At 38.2% G+C, this 16,628-nt stretch carries 13 protein-coding genes; 10 read left to right on the forward strand and 3 right to left on the reverse strand.

The window, feature by feature from the left end; genetic code table 11:
* The 8 genes from dnaA (at position 1) to E4N74_RS00040 (ending at position 9,991) form a co-directional block, all read left to right on the forward strand.
* Complete coding sequence (gene dnaA, locus E4N74_RS00005; protein WP_044978501.1) at positions 1-1,407, forward strand: chromosomal replication initiator protein DnaA; 1,407 nt, start codon at positions 1-3, stop codon at positions 1,405-1,407.
* Between the two features lie 148 nt (positions 1,408-1,555).
* Positions 1,556-3,547, forward strand: coding sequence for an ATP-dependent zinc metalloprotease FtsH (ftsH, locus tag E4N74_RS00010; protein WP_044978502.1), 1,992 nt, complete (start codon positions 1,556-1,558; stop codon positions 3,545-3,547).
* Positions 3,548-3,562: 15 nt separating this feature from the next.
* Positions 3,563-4,009, forward strand: coding sequence for a GNAT family N-acetyltransferase (locus E4N74_RS00015; protein ID WP_255818138.1), 447 nt, complete (start codon positions 3,563-3,565; stop codon positions 4,007-4,009).
* A 153-nt stretch (positions 4,010-4,162) separates the two neighbouring features.
* Positions 4,163-4,381, forward strand: coding sequence for a DUF6110 family protein (locus E4N74_RS00020; protein ID WP_044978504.1), 219 nt, complete (start codon positions 4,163-4,165; stop codon positions 4,379-4,381).
* A gap of 19 nt (positions 4,382-4,400) precedes the next feature.
* A complete protein-coding gene (locus E4N74_RS00025) occupies positions 4,401-6,491 on the forward strand; it encodes a heavy metal translocating P-type ATPase (protein ID WP_255818147.1) in 2,091 nt (696 codons plus the stop codon).
* A gap of 251 nt (positions 6,492-6,742) precedes the next feature.
* Positions 6,743-7,057 carry a hypothetical protein gene (locus E4N74_RS00030; protein WP_255805536.1) on the forward strand — a complete coding sequence of 105 codons (315 nt, stop codon included), beginning with the start codon at positions 6,743-6,745 and terminating at the stop codon, positions 7,055-7,057.
* A 379-nt stretch (positions 7,058-7,436) separates the two neighbouring features.
* A complete protein-coding gene (locus tag E4N74_RS00035; protein ID WP_255818149.1) occupies positions 7,437-8,861 on the forward strand; it encodes an ATP-dependent nuclease in 1,425 nt (474 codons plus the stop codon).
* A gap of 71 nt (positions 8,862-8,932) precedes the next feature.
* Positions 8,933-9,991, forward strand: coding sequence for a formylglycine-generating enzyme family protein (locus tag E4N74_RS00040; protein ID WP_255818151.1), 1,059 nt, complete (start codon positions 8,933-8,935; stop codon positions 9,989-9,991).
* Positions 9,992-10,258: 267 nt separating this feature from the next.
* On the opposite strand, the gene E4N74_RS00045 is transcribed toward E4N74_RS00040, so the two are convergent.
* The 3 genes from E4N74_RS00045 to E4N74_RS00055 all read right to left on the reverse strand — a co-directional run bounded on the left by E4N74_RS00045 (position 10,259) and on the right by E4N74_RS00055 (position 12,960).
* On the reverse strand, positions 10,259-10,966 hold the full coding sequence (locus tag E4N74_RS00045; protein ID WP_255805580.1) for an Rpn family recombination-promoting nuclease/putative transposase: 708 nt from the start codon (positions 10,964-10,966) through the stop codon (positions 10,259-10,261).
* Positions 10,967-11,197: 231 nt separating this feature from the next.
* A complete protein-coding gene (locus tag E4N74_RS00050) occupies positions 11,198-12,253 on the reverse strand; it encodes an ATP-binding cassette domain-containing protein (protein ID WP_255805701.1) in 1,056 nt (351 codons plus the stop codon).
* Positions 12,250-12,960 carry a GTP-binding protein gene (locus E4N74_RS00055; protein WP_255805703.1) on the reverse strand — a complete coding sequence of 237 codons (711 nt, stop codon included), beginning with the start codon at positions 12,958-12,960 and terminating at the stop codon, positions 12,250-12,252. The genes E4N74_RS00050 and E4N74_RS00055 overlap by 4 nt, the downstream gene beginning before the upstream one ends.
* Before the next feature lie 217 nt (positions 12,961-13,177).
* On the opposite strand from E4N74_RS00055, the gene E4N74_RS00060 reads away from it, so the two are divergent.
* Positions 13,178-14,290 (forward strand): DNA adenine methylase, encoded by a 1,113-nt coding sequence (locus E4N74_RS00060; protein ID WP_255818153.1) that lies wholly within the window; start codon positions 13,178-13,180, stop codon positions 14,288-14,290.
* Positions 14,291-14,305: 15 nt separating this feature from the next.
* On the forward strand, positions 14,306-16,618 hold the full coding sequence (locus E4N74_RS00065) for an MFS transporter (RefSeq protein WP_255805706.1): 2,313 nt from the start codon (positions 14,306-14,308) through the stop codon (positions 16,616-16,618).
* Positions 16,619-16,628: the final 10 nt, after the last annotated feature.

Genomic DNA, 16,628 nt, shown 5'->3' on the forward strand with positions numbered 1-16,628 from the left:
ATGAGTGAATGGGATTATAAGATTTTTTGGGATGAGGCCGTCAATCAGTTTAAAGAAGAGCTGTCCTTTCCGGTATTTTCAATGTGGTTTATACCTGCAAAATATGAAAAATCGACGGAAAATTCGGTAGTTTTAACCGTACCGTCTCAGTTTTTTAGAGATCAACTCGTTACAAAGCACAAAAAAGCTATAGAAAAGAAACTTTTTGAACTGTCCGGTAAAAAATTGTCCATAGAATTTAATATCAATAAAGAAAATACTGCAAATCACGATGAAACGGAAGAAAATGCAGCTGTTTCCGGTCCCATATCAACCGAAAAAGAAACAAAAAAAAGGCAAAAGCCGGCCAAAACTGAGGATAATGGGAGGGGACAGCATCCGGACCTAAAAGCTGAATATAGTTTTGATGATTTTGTTGTCGGGCCGAACAACTCCTTTGCCGTAAATGCGGGGATTGCAGTTTCAACAAATCCCGGAACGGCTTATAATCCGATGTTGATTTATGGAGGCGTAGGTTTGGGAAAAACCCATCTTATGCAGGCAATCGGAAATAAAATATGGAATAATACGAATTTAAAAGTTATCTATGTAACGGCAGAAAATTTTACAAATGAATTTGTTGAGTGTATTAAAAAAGGAAAGATGTCCTCATTTAAAAATAAATACCGAAATGCCGACGTTCTTCTTATAGATGACATTCACTTTTTTCAGGGAAAGGTAGAAACTCAAGAAGAACTTTTTCATACATTTAATGAACTCTACGAAAAAAATAAGCAAATCGTGTTCACATGCGACCGTCCGCCTTCAGAGCTTAAAAATCTTTCACAGCGTTTAAAATCCAGATTTGAGAGGGGATTAAATGTTGACCTTCAGACACCTTCTTATGAAGTCCGCTATGCGATTCTTTTAAAGAAAATGGAAAAGCACAGTATAAAAATTCCTAATGAAGTTATCAACATGGTTGCAAAAAATATTTCTTCAAATGTCCGTGACTTGGAAGCGGCCTTAACAAAACTCATAGCCTATAAGGAGCTTACAAAAAAAACAATGGACGAGGCTACGGCAAAGAACGTTTTACGGGATATTTTCGGATCTACCCGCCAAAGGAATGTTACTATCGATCTTATTCAAAAAACCGTTGCCGATTATTTTAGTATTTCAATTTCAGACATTAAAGGCAAAAAGCGCACCAAGAGCTTTTCTTTCCCGCGTCAAATCGCCATGTTCCTTTGCAGGGAAATGACGGAGTGTTCTACAACCGAACTGGGTAATGACTTCGGAGGCCGCGATCATACTACTATTTTGCATGGCTGTAACAAGATTGAAGAACAAATTACTGCTGACCCCAGCATCGAAAAAGTTATTCACGAGCTTATGAATACTATAAAAGAAAATACGAATAAATAATTTATGAGATAAGAAACTTTTTTGTTGTAGATATTCTTTATTATAAAAATTATACTCTTTAATCGAAATATAAATTTGATTCCCTATCGACTTTTTCTTATCTTTTATGTATTATAGTAAAATAGGATAGACAATATTAGGAGAATGTATGAGTAAAAATAACGACGATAAAAACCAAAACGATCCGTTTAACTTTTTTAACTTCGGGCCGGATTCCGATGGAGATGATAAAAAAACTCCCAAGAAGCCGTTTTTTTCTTTATGGCTTTTAGCGCCGCTTTTAGTTATAATTTTTATCTTAATTAACCAAGTAATGATTCTCAACAGTTCCGCCTTAATTCCGTTTTCGGAATTTAAGGATAGGATTACTTCAGGGCAAATAAAAAAAGTTGTTTTAGGTCCCGTTTATTTTACAGGTTATACCAGTGTGCAAGATGATACTTCTTCAAACACTTCTTTATTTTCATTTTTGTCGGTGCAAAAAAATACTAATGAATATACGACTGTCGGGATATATACTTCGGAATTTTTACAGCTTTTGGATGAACATCATGTGGTTTATCATATAAAGCCCAAGGAAAGAAGTTATATTGTTGAGCTTCTTTTACAGTGGGTACTTCCCTTCCTTTTGATATTCCTTGTTTGGCGTGCCATTATGAGGAGGATGACGAAGGGAATGGGCGGTTTAGGAGGAAGTATTTTTTCTCCAGGGCAAGCCAGAAGTGCGGCAATAGACGAGGGAAAGGTTGAAACCCGTTTTAAGGATGTTGCAGGTGTCGATGAGGCTAAAGAAGAATTAATGGAAGTTGTTGACTTCTTAAAATATCCTCAAAAATATACCGAGATAGGCGGAAAAATTCCGCGAGGTGTTCTTTTGGTAGGCCCTCCCGGAACGGGAAAAACTCTTCTTGCAAGGGCTGTTGCAGGTGAAGCAGGAGTTCCTTTCTTTAGAATAAGCGGTTCCGACTTTGTTGAAATGTTTGTCGGCGTGGGAGCTTCCCGCGTGCGTGACCTATTCAGACAGGCCCGTGAAAAAGCCCCGTGTATTATCTTTATAGATGAATTGGATGCTATAGGAAAGTCCCGTCATAATTCTTATAGTTCAAATGATGAAAGAGAACAAACCTTGAACCAGCTTTTAGTTGAAATGGACGGTTTTGATAATAAGACGGGCTTGATTCTTTTGGCTGCTACCAACCGCCCGGATGTCTTGGATCCGGCATTGCTAAGACCCGGCCGCTTTGACCGGCAGGTCGTAGTTGACCGCCCCGATGTTAAGGGAAGAGAACAGATTCTCAAGCTCCATGCAGAAAGTGTTAAGCTGGATGCTTCAGCCGATTTGGCTGCGATAGCCCGTATTACGGCGGGATGTTCCGGTGCTGACCTTGCAAATATTATAAATGAGGCAGCTCTTTTAGCCGTCCGAGGCAAAAGAAAGACCGTAATTATGACGGATTTGGATGAGGCTGTTGAAAAGGCAATGATAGGCTTGCAGAAAAAGTCCCGCGTAATCCGCGAAGAAGAAAGAAGGGTAATAGCTTATCATGAAACAGGTCATGCCATCGTGGGCAGTTTTACCGATGGAGCCGATAAGGTACATAAGGTAACTATCGTTCCCCGCGGAACCTCAACCTTAGGTTATACCTTCCATATTCCCGAAGACGATAAGCACATTGTTACAGAAAAACAACTTTTAGCCGAGATAGATGTTCTTTTAGGCGGCCGTGCCGCTGAACAGGTAAAGTTCAATATGGTTTCTACCGGAGCGGCGAATGATTTAACCCGAGCTACCGATATTGCCCGAAGCCTTATAACCGATTACGGTATGAGCTCTAAATTTAAAAACGTAGCCTTGAGCAAGCGTGGTGCCGGATATCTTGGCGATAATGAACCTAGAATGGTGCGTGAATATGCCGAAACAACTCAGCAATACATTGATGAAGAAATAGCAAAAATAATCAATACACGCTATGAAGGTGTTGTGAAAATGCTGAATGAAAAAAAGCATCTTTTAGAAAAAATTGCTACAACTCTTTTAGAAAAAGAAACTATCGAAAACGAAGAATTTGATGCTATAATCGCAGAAGAAAAGGCTCCTAAACTTTTTGAAAAAGAGAATGAAGAGACGGCAGTATCCTAAAAAGCAGCTCGAGCTATGAACATACGTCTTATGCATTTGTCCGACTACGAAGCCGTGTACGGTTTATGGATATCTTGTGCGGGTATGGGACTTAACAATTTTGACGATTCAAAAGAGGGGATTGCCGCATTTTTAAAACGCAATCCGGAAACTTGTTTTGTTGCCAAAAGCGAAAACCCGAAAGAAATTGCGGGCGTTATATTGGCGGGAAACGACGGACGGAGGGGCTATATCTATCATACCGCCGTTCATCCGAATTACCGTAAGCGAGGGATCGGCTCCCGTTTGGTTGCCTCTGCACTGGACGCTTTAAAAAAGCTCGGCATACATAAGGCTGCTCTGGTTGTATTTGAAAAAAACAAAGACGGAAACGCTTTTTGGGAACAGCAGGGCTTTTCCGTTCGGGACGATTTGGTATACCGCAACAAAGCTCTTTCGGCAATAAAAAGAATAGATACTTAAGCCTGTCTAAAAACTGAAGTTTTTGTACAGGCTTTTGAGGTTGTTATCCTTTGTATTTAAAAATTTTTGAGAGATAAAAAACATCCGTATTGTAAATATAATAAAAAAATGGTAAAATACGCCCTACAAAGATAGGATTATTGGAGGTATGATATGACCAAATGGGGAGCTTTTGCACTCGGTGTTGCTGCAGGAGGAGCCGCGGTTCTCTTAGCCAAAAATGCCGGTTTTAAAAAGGCTTGTGCTAAAGTAGTAGGAGCAGGCCTAAAATTAAAAGAAGATGCCGCCGCCTTTGTCGAAACAGTAAAAGAAGACGCTCAGGATATAGTGGCGGAAGCTGCATATAACAAAGAAGCTGCAGAAGCAAAATAGATTTACCTATAAAATCTTTATGAATTTTTATATTGCTCACCGCCTTCCGGGACGTTTGCGTTTAAGATATAAACGGAAAGGCTTAAGCCGTAAACAAGCCGTTCTTGTAGAGACCCTTGTGTCTTTGCAAGAAGGCATAAGGTCTATAAGTGTAAATCCCGTTTCGGGAAGCATCTTACTTGAATACTCTGGGATAAGTGAAGACGAGTCTCTTTCGTACATCAAGGCTTTAAATTCCGCCTATCTTGAAAATGAAGAACTATTGTCAAGCGTCGAAGAACCTGTTGTAACGGAGAGCTTGGCGGTTTCTCTGATAAGCCTGCTTGCGGAATTCTTTATCCGAAGGCTATTACCTCTTCCCGTCCGCAGAATATTGGCTCTCTATACGATTATGCCCCGTGTAAAAGGCGGAATAAGAGCTTTAGCAGGCGGAAGACCCTTTTGTGCCGAAACCTTGGATGCGGCCGCGCTTTCTCTTTCTTATGGTACGGGAGATTTAAACACTGCCGGTACCATCGCAATGATGCTTGAAATGGGCGAAATATTGGAAGAATATACCAGACGGAAGTCTTATGAAAATTTAGCCCTCAGTTTTTTAAACACAAAAGAAACGGTTCACGTCCTAAGGAACGGAAACGAAACGGAAATATCCGCTAATCTTCTTCAAGCAGGCGATACGGTTATTCTTAGAATAGGTTCGGTTATTCCCGCAGACGGAACGGTTGTTTCAGGGGAGGCTTCCGTCAATCAGGCTTCGATGACGGGGGAAGGGCTTCCCATTCACAAGATACCGGGCGATACCGTCTTTGCTTCAACCATTGTTGAAGAAGGAGAAATCCGTGTCTGTGTAAAGGCTTGCGGCAGGGAAACGCGGGTCAGCAAGATAGCCGATATGATAGACCGCTCGCAATCGCTTAAGGCGGCTTCGCAGATAAAATCTGAGCGGACGGCGGACAAACTGGTGTTTTATAATTTTTTACTCGCAGGCTTAACCTATGCCTTTACCCGTAACTTTGCAAAGTCCGCCTCGACCCTTCTTGTCGACTATTCTTGTGCAATGAAGTTATCTGCCCCCGTCTGCGTGCTTTCAGCTATGAAAAACTGCGCCGAGCACGGCATTACCGTAAAGGGCGGCAAGTTTTTGGAAGACTTTGCCCGTGCGGACACAATCGTGTTCGATAAGACGGGAACACTGACGGAATCCCAGCCCTCGGTTAAAAAGATAATCACCTTCGGCGGCCGAGCCGAAAGAAACATATTGAAAATAGCAGCCTGTCTTGAAGAGCATTTTCCGCATTCGCTTGCACGGGCCGTGGTGCGGGAGGCCGAAAAAAGGGGCATTAAACACCGGGAAGAACATACAAAGGTTTCTTACATTTTAGCCCATGGCCTTGCTTCTACCCTAAAAGGGGAGGAGCTGAGAATAGGAAGCGCTCATTTTATATTCGATGATGAGGGCATTCCTAAAACGGAAGAAGCCGAAAAAGCTATTAAAGATTTGTCGAAAAGCGGCTGTTCTCAGTTATATTTATCGATAGGAAAAGAACTTGCCGGTATCATTGCGATAGAAGATCCGGTGCGGCCTGAGGCAAAAGAAGTTGTTTCAGAACTTCACAAACTCGGAATAAAAAATGTAATTATGCTTACCGGGGACGGCCCCCAAACCGCCCGCAGCATAGCTGAAAGGACGGGGATTGACCGCTATTATGCGCAGGCCCTGCCTGACACAAAGGCCGATTTTATAAAGACATTGAAAAAAGAAGGAAAAACCGTTGTAATGATAGGCGACGGGATAAATGATTCTCCTGCCCTTTCGGAAGCGGATGTGGGCATTGCAATGGGGCAGGCCTCTTCGATAGCGGGAGAAACGGCCGACATTCTTCTGCCAGATGATGGGCTAAGAGCCTTACCCATTTTAAGGCGTATAGCAACAGGCTTAATCAAAAGAATCAAGTCAAACAATGGGGCTATTATCGGTATTAACTCAGCCCTTATTGCAGGGGAACTTGCAGGCTCCATTCCTCCGGCTACGGCCGCTTTTATTCATAACGGATCGACGGTTGCCATAGGTATGTCTGCAATGAGAAGCTATGAGCCGCCTCTTTCATAAAAATTTTTATCGGAGATACGATAAACAGTTCGGCTGAAATTCAGCCTCACTGTTTATCTTCGAGTTTTGTGCTTCTCACAAAACATCGTTTATTCTATGTGCTTTTTCACTTCGTTGCAAAAGCACTACTAAAAACTTTTTTCGGAAGCTGATTCACTATCCGCTTTAGCGGATACGATGAAAAATTTCATTACAGAACAGAGCCGAAAGGCTCTGAGGCTTCCTGCAAAAAGTTTTTATTGGAGAAAGTAATGACTGTTTCAAGTTTTTTTCCCGGGCATATAAGGCTGCGGGGCGAGCTTATAAAAGATGACGATATTTTTAAAGCCTTTGAAAGGGCGGCTTCTTCTCATAAGGCTGTCCGCAAAATTGAAAGGAATGCGAGGATAGGAAGTCTTTGCATAGAGTATGATGCAGATGCCCTGCCTTTATCAAAGTTTGAAATCTTTAGAGAAGATTTACCCGAGCTAAAAAAACTTTCCGATGCTTATATTTTGGGCAAGGTAGAAAAGGAAGCACTTATCAAAAAAATCGCCGAGCTTTGGGAAAAGTTAAACACCGTATGAAAAGCACTTTTATGAAAAGCAACTTTTAGGAAAAGCCGTTGATGTTTTTTATATTTTGGAGTATAATAGTAGGTATGAAAGAAAAATCTTATCTAGGCTTAAAATTCAATTTTTCTCATTATAATTTTTTGTGTGCCGATTATGTGCCGAAAAATGTTAGCCTAAGCTACCCCTCCCATTTTCTCTATTAGGTAAAATATCTCTAATCAAAGCTAGTAATACTTATTTTTCTCATATAGGTCAATTCTTTTTTGAAAATAAACCGTTAAAGAATATATACCATTATATTCTATTTGATTTCACAAAGACAGTTTGTGTTTTTACTTCTTATTTATCAAAGCTAAAATATCTTAATTTAATATAAAAGGAAATTTATTTTATGGAAGTAGTATCTTTTTCGGTTGAAAATTTTAGAAGCATCACAAAGAAAAGTGTAATACCATTAAAAAAACTTTCTATTTTAATCGGTAAAAACAATGAGGGTAAGTCGAACCTCTTAAAGGCTCTTGGGCTTGCAATGGATATTATAAGTTCAGGCCGGTTTATAAAGAGACCTATTAGCAGCAGCCGATTGATATTTTCACGGACTAAGAATTATGACTGGGAAAGGGATTTTCCAATATCCCTCCAAGATGGTATAGGTGGAGAAACAAGACTTGGTCTTGAATTTGAGTTATCTCAGACAGAAAAGGAAGAATTTAATAAGAGGTTTAAAACTAAACTTTCATCCACTATTGTATTTGAAATAAGTATAGATTCAAATGCTAAGGGAGAGCTTGAGATAAGTGAACAAAACAAAAAGAACAAAAAAATAGTTGGAGATCAAAAACATGAGATATGTGAATTCGTAAAAGAAAAAATATATTTCAATTATATTCCTGCAGTCCGAACCGAGGAAGATGCTGCAAAAATTGTCTATGAGCTTATAAGCAATGAATTATTAGGAATCAAAGAAGATAAGAAATATAAACAAGCTTTGGAATCTATCAAAAAACTGGAAGCCCCTGTTTTAAAAAAGATTAGCAAGACCATTAAAGATTCGATAGTACAGCTTGTTCCTAATGTAAAGGATGTAATAATTGCAAACAACAGTGAGCCCTCATATATGAGCAGACATTTGTATTCAGGTCGTGAATATATCGAAATAGATGACGGCACAAAAACAGGTCTTGAGTTAAAGGGTGACGGAGTAAAAAGTTTGGTTACAATGGCCTTGTTAAAGGATATGACATTAAAAAAAGACCAAATTTCTTTTGTGGCAATAGAAGAACCTGAAAGTCATCTACATCCTGAAGCCGTACATCTTTTAAAAAATAAGATATATGAGATAGCCGAAAAAAATCAAGTAATCATCTCTACACATAGTCCTATCTTTGTAGATCGTGAAAATATAGATTCAAACATCATTATAAATGACGGTAAGGCAGCCCCTGCCGGAAATTTAAAAGTTATAAGAGAGGTTTTAGGTATAAAAACATCGGATAACTTAAAAAATGCCGAGCAAGTTTTGGTTGTTGAAGGAGAAAGCGACTTCATTATTTTGCAAGCTGTACTTCCCCTATTAAGTAAGGTATTAAAAGAAAAATTAAAGGAAAATTTTTTAATTATAGAAGAACTACGAGGTAGTTCAAAAATAAAATACAGAATAGGGGAGTTAAAATCTTCCTTTTGTTCTTATCATATTTTGCTTGATAATGATGAAGCAGGACGCAGAGCAAAGACTGATAACGAAATACCGGATAAGGATATTACCTTTGTAACTTGTAAAGGTATGAAGGAATCTGAGCAGGAGATACAACTGTAAAGGTCGATTTTGATTATGAGTTAAAGCTAAAAACACTTACAATTTTTGATGAAGATGCATCCCCCGGCAGTATGATTGTTAAAGGCAAAGAAAAAGTTACTCCTTCTGATGTAGTTGCAAAATTCGATTACGGATCACAGACCGATAAACAAATTCTCGTAACAGTAACAAACGGGACACTTAAATTTGGAGAAAATACGGTAAGCTTGTCGGTTGAAGGATCTGTAGGAAACTATGCAGGTTGGAGTAAGGATATTAAGGTTATAATAAAAGAATATATAACCTATGATATTGCAGGAGTCGAATTTACCATGAAAGGTATAGCCGCTGTGGATGCCCAGTTGGGCGATAATGATTACAATAATAATAGTTTCGATAAGAATCAGCCTCATACCGTAAGTTTAAGTGCCTATCTTATAGGGGAGACTGAGGTAACTCAGGAACTATGGGAAAAGGTGATGGGCAATAATCCCAGCGAGTTTGATGGAAGCTCCGGCAAAGAACCTGTTGCAGGCGAAACACAGGTAAAGCGTCCTGTAGAACGGGTAAACTGGTATCATGCAATAGCTTTTTGTAATAAACTCAGTATAAAACTAAATCTTGAACCCTGCTATACGGTAAATGTTGGAGGAACCCCCGTTGATTTTAAAACTCTTAGCTTTGCCGCAATCCCTACTACTGATAATGCAGATTGGAATAAGGCAGAGCTTGATATGAATAAAAGCGGTTTTAGACTTCCAACGGAGGCGGAATGGGAATGGGCAGCGAAGGGAGGAACTGATTATAAATGGGCAGGAACAAATACCGAGGCTGAACTTAAAAACTATGCTTGGTACACTTTAAACAGCGGAAGTAAAACTCATGAAGTAAAGAAAAAGTCTCCTAACGGCTACGGTTTATATGACATGACGGGAAATGTGAAGGAATTGTGCTGGGATTGGTATGGCTCTATACCGGCTTCTCCGGGGGCGGACTATGCGGGGCCTGCGTCAGGCCCGTACCGTGTTACTCGCGGTGGCGGCTGGACCTGGATGAGTGACGCGACGTACTGCCGTGTAGCCAGGCGGGGTACCTGCTTTACTCACGACGGGGACGAATCTATTGGCTTCCGCTTGGCTTGCCGGCCTTGAGCTCACACATTTTGCCGGAGAGGTACTCAAAATCGGACATCCGTGTCCGATTTTGAGCTTCGAGTTTTGCCTTTTCGGCAAAACATCGCAAGAATGTAACCACCGCTATTCATGGCGGTGAGCGGTAAAAAAAACGGTATGGATCTTATAAGGTACCGCGTCAGGCGCTAGGGAAAGGTAACAACCAACGAAGTTTCTAGATCAAGAAATCTTTTATCCGAAAAAGTTTCTTAGCCTCGAAGCTTCGCCGGCTGTACTTCCCCTAATCTACAGTTTTTCAATTTCGGATTCGGAAAGTCCCGTTATTTCTTTAATTAAAGCTATATCAAAGTTTTTTTGTTTCATAAGTTTAGCTGTTTCTATGGCTTTGCGGTAAATCCCTTTTTCTATAGCATCCATCTCAAAAGTGGACATTAATCTATATTCTTGCCTTGCTTGTTCGTTTTGTTTTACTGTTTGTATCATTTCTTCTATCCTCCTTGTAAATTCACTCTTTGTTTTACCTGTTTTAAGATATTCTAAAAATTCTTTTAATTCTTTGTTTTCAGTACTATTAAAAGCCTCTGAGTTTATTATAATCTTTTTTGTTCCATCTTGTAAAGATGTGTTTTTATCTTCAATACAGATGTTTTCAAAGGTATAAACAGATTTGTTTTTACCGATAGCATCAAAAGTGCAAATAAAAATTATAAAGCTATCGTTTAAATCGTTATAGAAATTCCCCTTATCCAAGAACGAAATATCTATGGCTGCTTGGTAAAACCTCATTCTTTTAGGTATGTTTTTCTCGTTGCTCACCTGCATTTCAACATCGTAAAATTTACCGTTTTCTGTTTGCACTAAAACATCAAATCTTACGGATTTGGCTTGTTCATAGGTGCTAATATTGTGCTGTACCGAAATATATGCAATTTTGCCTATTGTATCAGATAATATCATTTCAATAAGTGCTTTACATAAACCTTCATTTTGCATTCCGCCACGGATGGCGGTGGTTATAGCTGTGAGAGTTTTGCATCAGCAAAACTCTAAGATAAAAAATGTACAGGACGTACATTTTTTATTAGTCGTCCTGCAATGTTAAATCTTCAAACTTCTTAATCATTTGTTTTATCCTTGATTTTTTCACATTTCTCCTCTTCATTATATTTATAGGAATCATTTAAAAAAAATAGTAAATTATAAAAAGATTTTTATCATTCTCCTCTATTTTGTAAGCCCAAGCTCCTCACCCGCCCTTAACCTTGTTCTCATATTTTGAATTTTTGCATCCATAATTTCAAGGTCGGCGAGAATTGCTTTTTCTTTTTTTGAGGTTTCAATAACAGCGGCTATTCCTCCGTTTTTGATAACTATTCGCTTGTCTGCATAGAGGGCAAGGGCGGGGTCATGTGTGGCCATTAAAACAATCTTTTCCTTAGAAACCAAGAGCTCCAAAGCCTTTTTGCGGTCAATGCCTGCGTTTTCTATTTCGTCTATGAGGACGATGGGAGAAGAGCTTAGAATAGCCGTGTCTGCAATCATAAGTGCCCTCGACTGTCCTCCGCTCAAGGCCGTTATTGGCGTATCTAAGTTAAATTTTTCGCCTGCAAGATTGTTTGCCGCTTCTATGATATTTTTTACCGCACCTTCTTTGCCTTGGATAAGCCGGCATTCCGCATGAAGCTCGATAAATTCTTTTACGGATAAATCCATTACAAAGTTCATATTTTGTGAGAGCTGAGCTACAAGTTTATTGTTTACCGAAAAACGGATTGTCTTATCGGGTGTTTTGCCGTTGATCAAAATGCTGCGGTTTGTGGGCGTATCCTTTTGGGCTGTCCATTCGATGTCGGCAAGGAGCCTTGATTTTCCCGAACCTGTCGGGCCTACAATCGAAATAATTTGAGAGGTATAAAGGGTAAGCTCATCAAAGTTTTCGGTTTCGCCGGACTTGTTTGTTCCGGGAAGAATTGTAAGACTGTGGACATCGTTTGCATTTTCCAAATTAAGGAAGGCCTTCATTTGGATTATGTATTCAAAAAATGCAGAGTAGAGTTCTTCTTTGTTAATTGCTTTTTCTTCGCAAACTTCATCGGAAAGCGATTGTAAAAAATCTTTTAAAGTTTTCTCTTTGTTATTTAAAATACCTATTTCAATCAGACGGTTTTCAGTAATAAAATCCTCGATAAAAGGGTACTCGCTTAAAAGATTTTGAATTGATTTTTCAGAAAGTTTTTTAACTTCCGTATTTTCATCATTTAAATAAAATTCATTTTTCATTTTTTTATTCCTTGTTCTTCGGCAATTTTCATTTTGCGGATATTTCCCATTTGGAAATTTTCTCCTATTCTTGTTTCACCCAAACAATAAGAACAAAGAGCTGCCGGCATGGGAAAGCGGAGTTCCATTCCTTGCACCGTAGAAATATCTTCGGCTCTATCGGTTAAAAGGGTGCTGAGCTCAAATGCTCCTTGACCCGTAAGACCGTTTACATGCATGATAACTGCCCTAGGATTTACGGCGTTTACCCTTGCCGCAAAAACTTCGCGTTCGGCCTGAGAAACGATGTCTCCCTTTGTGATAACTACAATGTCGGCGGATTTTAAAAGGGGGCCTATCTTTTTTGGAGTATTTATTCCCGACAGGTTATCGATTACGCAGATGCCTAAAATATTTTTTATATAGGGGGAACAGCGGTTACAAAGCCCAGCTGATTCGCTTACCAAAATGTCAAGTCCTTCCTTGATTCCCCATTGCACGGCTTCTTCTATGTTTGACACAAAGAAGTGGTCGGGACATAGGGAACCGGAGATTCCTTTTTGTACCGGAACACCGGCCTTTTGATATAGAAGGTCATCATCAGTATAGAGGCAGTCGAATTTTACCGCTCCCGTTTTTATATTTTGCCTTTTTAAGGCATCTATCGTTTTTAAGATTACACTTGTTTTGCCCGACGACGGCGGGCCTGAAAATATTATTAAGTTCATAAATATAATATACCAAATCTATGGGAAAAAATCTGTAACGGATGTTACGCAGATATAAAATTTTTCCGGTCTATAACTTTTATAGTTTTTATAAATTCATCAAAGGATGAGCGTTATATGAACGGTCTATGAGAATCCTATGGACGGTGTATCTTCTTGTAAGTTTCTAATTTTTGTAGTACTATAATCTTTCTTTAATTAAAGAAGAACTTAACCTATGAAAGAACAGCAAGAAGAAAATAAAGACTTTCTTACTACACAGATAATCACGTATCTCGGCAATAAAAGGTCTTTAATATACAAAATAGAAGATGAAGTAAAATCAATTCGGAAAAATTTAAACAAAGAAAAACTTATCTGTGCAGACCTTTTTTCGGGTTCAGGTATAGTTGCCCGAATGTTAAAAAAATATTCTTCAAAAATAATTGTTAATGATTTGGAAAATTATTCTTATGTAATAAACGGCTGCTATCTTACAAATAAGGAAGAATATCCTAAAAAACTTTGTAATGAATTGAGAAATGAAATTATATCCTCTTGTTTAAAGGAAAAAATCCCCGGCATAATTACCAAAAACTATGCTCCTAAGGATGACAATAAAATCCAAAGAGGAGAAAGGGTTTTTTATACACATAAGAACGCTCTTTTAATCGACACATACAGAAATTTTATAGATAAAATTATATCGGAAGAAAATTTAAAAAGATTTTTTTTAGCTCCCTTAATTACCGAAGCTTCAATCCATGTAAATACGAGCGGAGTATTTAAAGGATTTTATAAAAATGAAAATACCGGAATAGGCTGCTTCGGTGCCAGCGGTAAAAATGCCCTAACAAGAATATTGGGAGAGGTGGAATTAAAAGAGCCTGTCTTTAGTAATTTTAATTCAGAGCTTGAAATTTTTACAAAAGATGCAGTTCTTCTTTCAAAAGAAATAAAGAATGTTGATATGGTTTATATCGACCCTCCTTATAATCAGCACCCCTACGGTTCAAATTATTTTATGCTTAATTTGATTCTTAAAAATAGACTGGATGTTCCTATAAGCCCCGTCAGTGGAATTACCCAAGGATGGAAACGCTCTGTTTTTAATAAAAGGCATTCGGCCTTAAAATCCCTTGAAGAAATAATATCGTCTCTCGATTCAAAGTACGCCATTATTTCGTACAATTCGGAAGGCTTTATTTCTTTTGAAGAGATGAGCAGTATGCTGCAAAAATACGGAGAGTTAAAAACCTCCAAAATAAAATATAACACTTTTCGAGGAAGCCGTAACCTTAACAATAGAAGTATACATGTTTCGGAATACTTGTTTGTTTTAAAAAAATAGATTAAAATAATACCGATGGAAGAACAATTATCTAATTTTAGAATAAAACAGGGCCGCAGTGTTTTTAATGCGTATAACGGAATCAATTCTTTTTCGTTTGCCCTTGTTACAGGAAATACAATTACTCTTTATGCCCTTGCTTTAAAAGCTAACAGCACCGTTATAGGCTTGCTTACAGCCTTTATGTACATGTGTTATTTTACCATTCCATTAGGGAAACTTATGGCACGGCGGTTTACGATTGTAAAAACTTTTGCCTATACTTGGTTTTTGCGCAATGCCTCTCTTTTACCTATTTTGTTTATTCCGTTTTTTTATTTTAGGGGAGAAAATGAAGCCGCTATCTTTATGCTTTTACTTGCGGTTGCCCTTTTTAATTTTTTTAGAGGAGCAGGGATAGTGGCTAACAATCCTGTCATAAGTCTTTTGGCTCCCGGCAGGGATAGAAATTCTTATATAGTTAAAATATCTTTAACAAATAATTCGGCCGCCCTTGCCGCCATAATATTTTTAACCGTTTTTTTATGGTTTTCTCCAAAGCTAGGAATCGATATAGTTTCTACATATAACATAACTGCAATTATAGGTATTATTACAGGTTTTGCAGCCTCGGCTCTTTTGCTTAAACTTCCGGATCCCGATTTTGAAAAAAGAATGGAAGCGGTGAAAGAGGCTAGAGCTGAAGGAAAAAGCCGAAAAGAAATAAGAAAACTAAAAAAAGGAAATCAAAGTCTTCAAAAAAGTTCTTTTTTTGATGCAGCTAAGGTAACTCTTGCAGATAAAAATTTTAGGCTTTATATTTTTTCGTTTTTTATAATTCAATTCGGAATAAGTTTAGCCCGCCCCTTTATAATTGTTTACGGTAAGGCCGTTTATTCTATCCCCGATAATTTGGTTATTATCTTTTCTCTTGCTTCAACCATGGGCTCTCTTTTGGTGGGGCTTTTAATGCGCCTTTTAATAGACAGGATGGGGGCAAAACCCATGTATGTTATTTTTACGGCTCTCAGTGTTGCGGCTCTTATTCCTGCAATTATAGCTCCGGCCAGAGAAATGCATTTGATTGCTTTTATCTTTTTGATTTTATTTTCGATCCTGACAAATATGGGATTTTCTGCGCAAATGGATGCATCGCAAGCCTACTTCTTCGGAATAGTTCCATCAAATTTTTTGATGGATTTAAGTATGCTTAACTTTTTTGTAATGGGAATTACCGGTGCTCTCGGTTCAATCTTAGGAGGCCGTATTTTGGATATTCTACAATTGGCAGGATTTTCCAATTTAAGCATGTACCGTTTATTTTTTTCGGGAGTTATAATCTGCATCCTGTTTGGAATGATTTTTCAGGTTAAGCTTTTAAACCTTGGAGGCAGATTGGTAAAAGATGCTCTTGCCGTTATTTTTTCGCCGAGAGACATGAAGGCATTAAACCTTTTATATAAGTTGGATTCAAGTGAAAACCTTCAAACGGAAGAAAAAATTTTGCATGAGCTTACGGCAACAGCTTCGCAAGAATCTGCCGACAAGTTAAATCAATATATGAAGTCGCCAAGGTTTTCAATAAGGTATTCTGCAATGCAGTCTTTAAATTCTTTAGAAAAACTTTCTGCAAAAAACAGGGAATCTCTTTTAGAAGAATTGAATAAGGGAGAATTTACTACGGCCGCTCTTGCTGCAAAAACTCTTGCGCATTTTAATATACATCAAGCTGTTGAACCTTTGAGAAATGCTCTTGAAAGTAAAGATTATCTTTTGGCCGCAGAAGCTATGGTTGCCCTTGCTCATTTTAAAGATGAGGCTTCTCAATTTAAAATTTCTCAAATCTTATCCGGAACACAAAACCCTAAAATATTGCTTGCAGGTATAAAAGCAATGGAGACTTATAAGTCGGTAAATTCCATTCCGTTTATAATCGATTTACTCCGCAGGGAAAGCCTTCCTTCCTTGGTAGAAGATGAGGCTTATTTAAGTTTAGCTTCGATGATGAAGGTTGAAGGCGGCTTTTATTTTGCTTATGATAGGTTTAAAAATGAGGCAAGGGATACAGGAGCAATTTTTACCGATATGCTCGATGAAGCTTTTGCAAAAAGAAAACATTCGGATATTGAATTTAAAAAGATAATTTTAACTTTTATAAGCGAAGCTTCAAATGATACTGAATTTATAAAATGGTTTTTGGACTTGGCTGAAGAATTTTTAGGAGTAAACACAGCTCTTCTTTTGAGTGTTATAATGGATGTTGATATGGTTACAAATAAATCTTTTAGATTTTTCTTGTGCTATTGGGCTGTCTCTATTTTTATGGAACCAAAGTTAGCTGCAATTTAAGATTTTATGG

Origin of the sequence: Treponema putidum (assembly GCF_024401155.1) — a bacterium.
Classification (GTDB): domain Bacteria; phylum Spirochaetota; class Spirochaetia; order Treponematales; family Treponemataceae; genus Treponema_B; species Treponema_B putidum.

Coding starts and splice junctions, on each gene's coding strand:
- dnaA (WP_044978501.1), top strand. CDS start 1: ATGAGTGAATGGGATTATAAGATTTTTTGGGATGAGGCCGTCAATCAG.
- ftsH (WP_044978502.1), top strand. CDS start 1,556: ATGAGTAAAAATAACGACGATAAAAACCAAAACGATCCGTTTAACTTT.
- E4N74_RS00015 (WP_255818138.1), top strand. CDS start 3,563: ATGAACATACGTCTTATGCATTTGTCCGACTACGAAGCCGTGTACGGT.
- E4N74_RS00020 (WP_044978504.1), top strand. CDS start 4,163: ATGACCAAATGGGGAGCTTTTGCACTCGGTGTTGCTGCAGGAGGAGCC.
- E4N74_RS00025 (WP_255818147.1), top strand. CDS start 4,401: ATGAATTTTTATATTGCTCACCGCCTTCCGGGACGTTTGCGTTTAAGA.
- E4N74_RS00030 (WP_255805536.1), top strand. CDS start 6,743: ATGACTGTTTCAAGTTTTTTTCCCGGGCATATAAGGCTGCGGGGCGAG.
- E4N74_RS00035 (WP_255818149.1), top strand. CDS start 7,437: ATGGAAGTAGTATCTTTTTCGGTTGAAAATTTTAGAAGCATCACAAAG.
- E4N74_RS00040 (WP_255818151.1), top strand. CDS start 8,933: ATGATTGTTAAAGGCAAAGAAAAAGTTACTCCTTCTGATGTAGTTGCA.
- E4N74_RS00045 (WP_255805580.1), bottom strand. CDS start 10,966: ATGCAAAATGAAGGTTTATGTAAAGCACTTATTGAAATGATATTATCT.
- E4N74_RS00050 (WP_255805701.1), bottom strand. CDS start 12,253: ATGAAAAATGAATTTTATTTAAATGATGAAAATACGGAAGTTAAAAAA.
- E4N74_RS00055 (WP_255805703.1), bottom strand. CDS start 12,960: ATGAACTTAATAATATTTTCAGGCCCGCCGTCGTCGGGCAAAACAAGT.
- E4N74_RS00060 (WP_255818153.1), top strand. CDS start 13,178: ATGAAAGAACAGCAAGAAGAAAATAAAGACTTTCTTACTACACAGATA.
- E4N74_RS00065 (WP_255805706.1), top strand. CDS start 14,306: ATGGAAGAACAATTATCTAATTTTAGAATAAAACAGGGCCGCAGTGTT.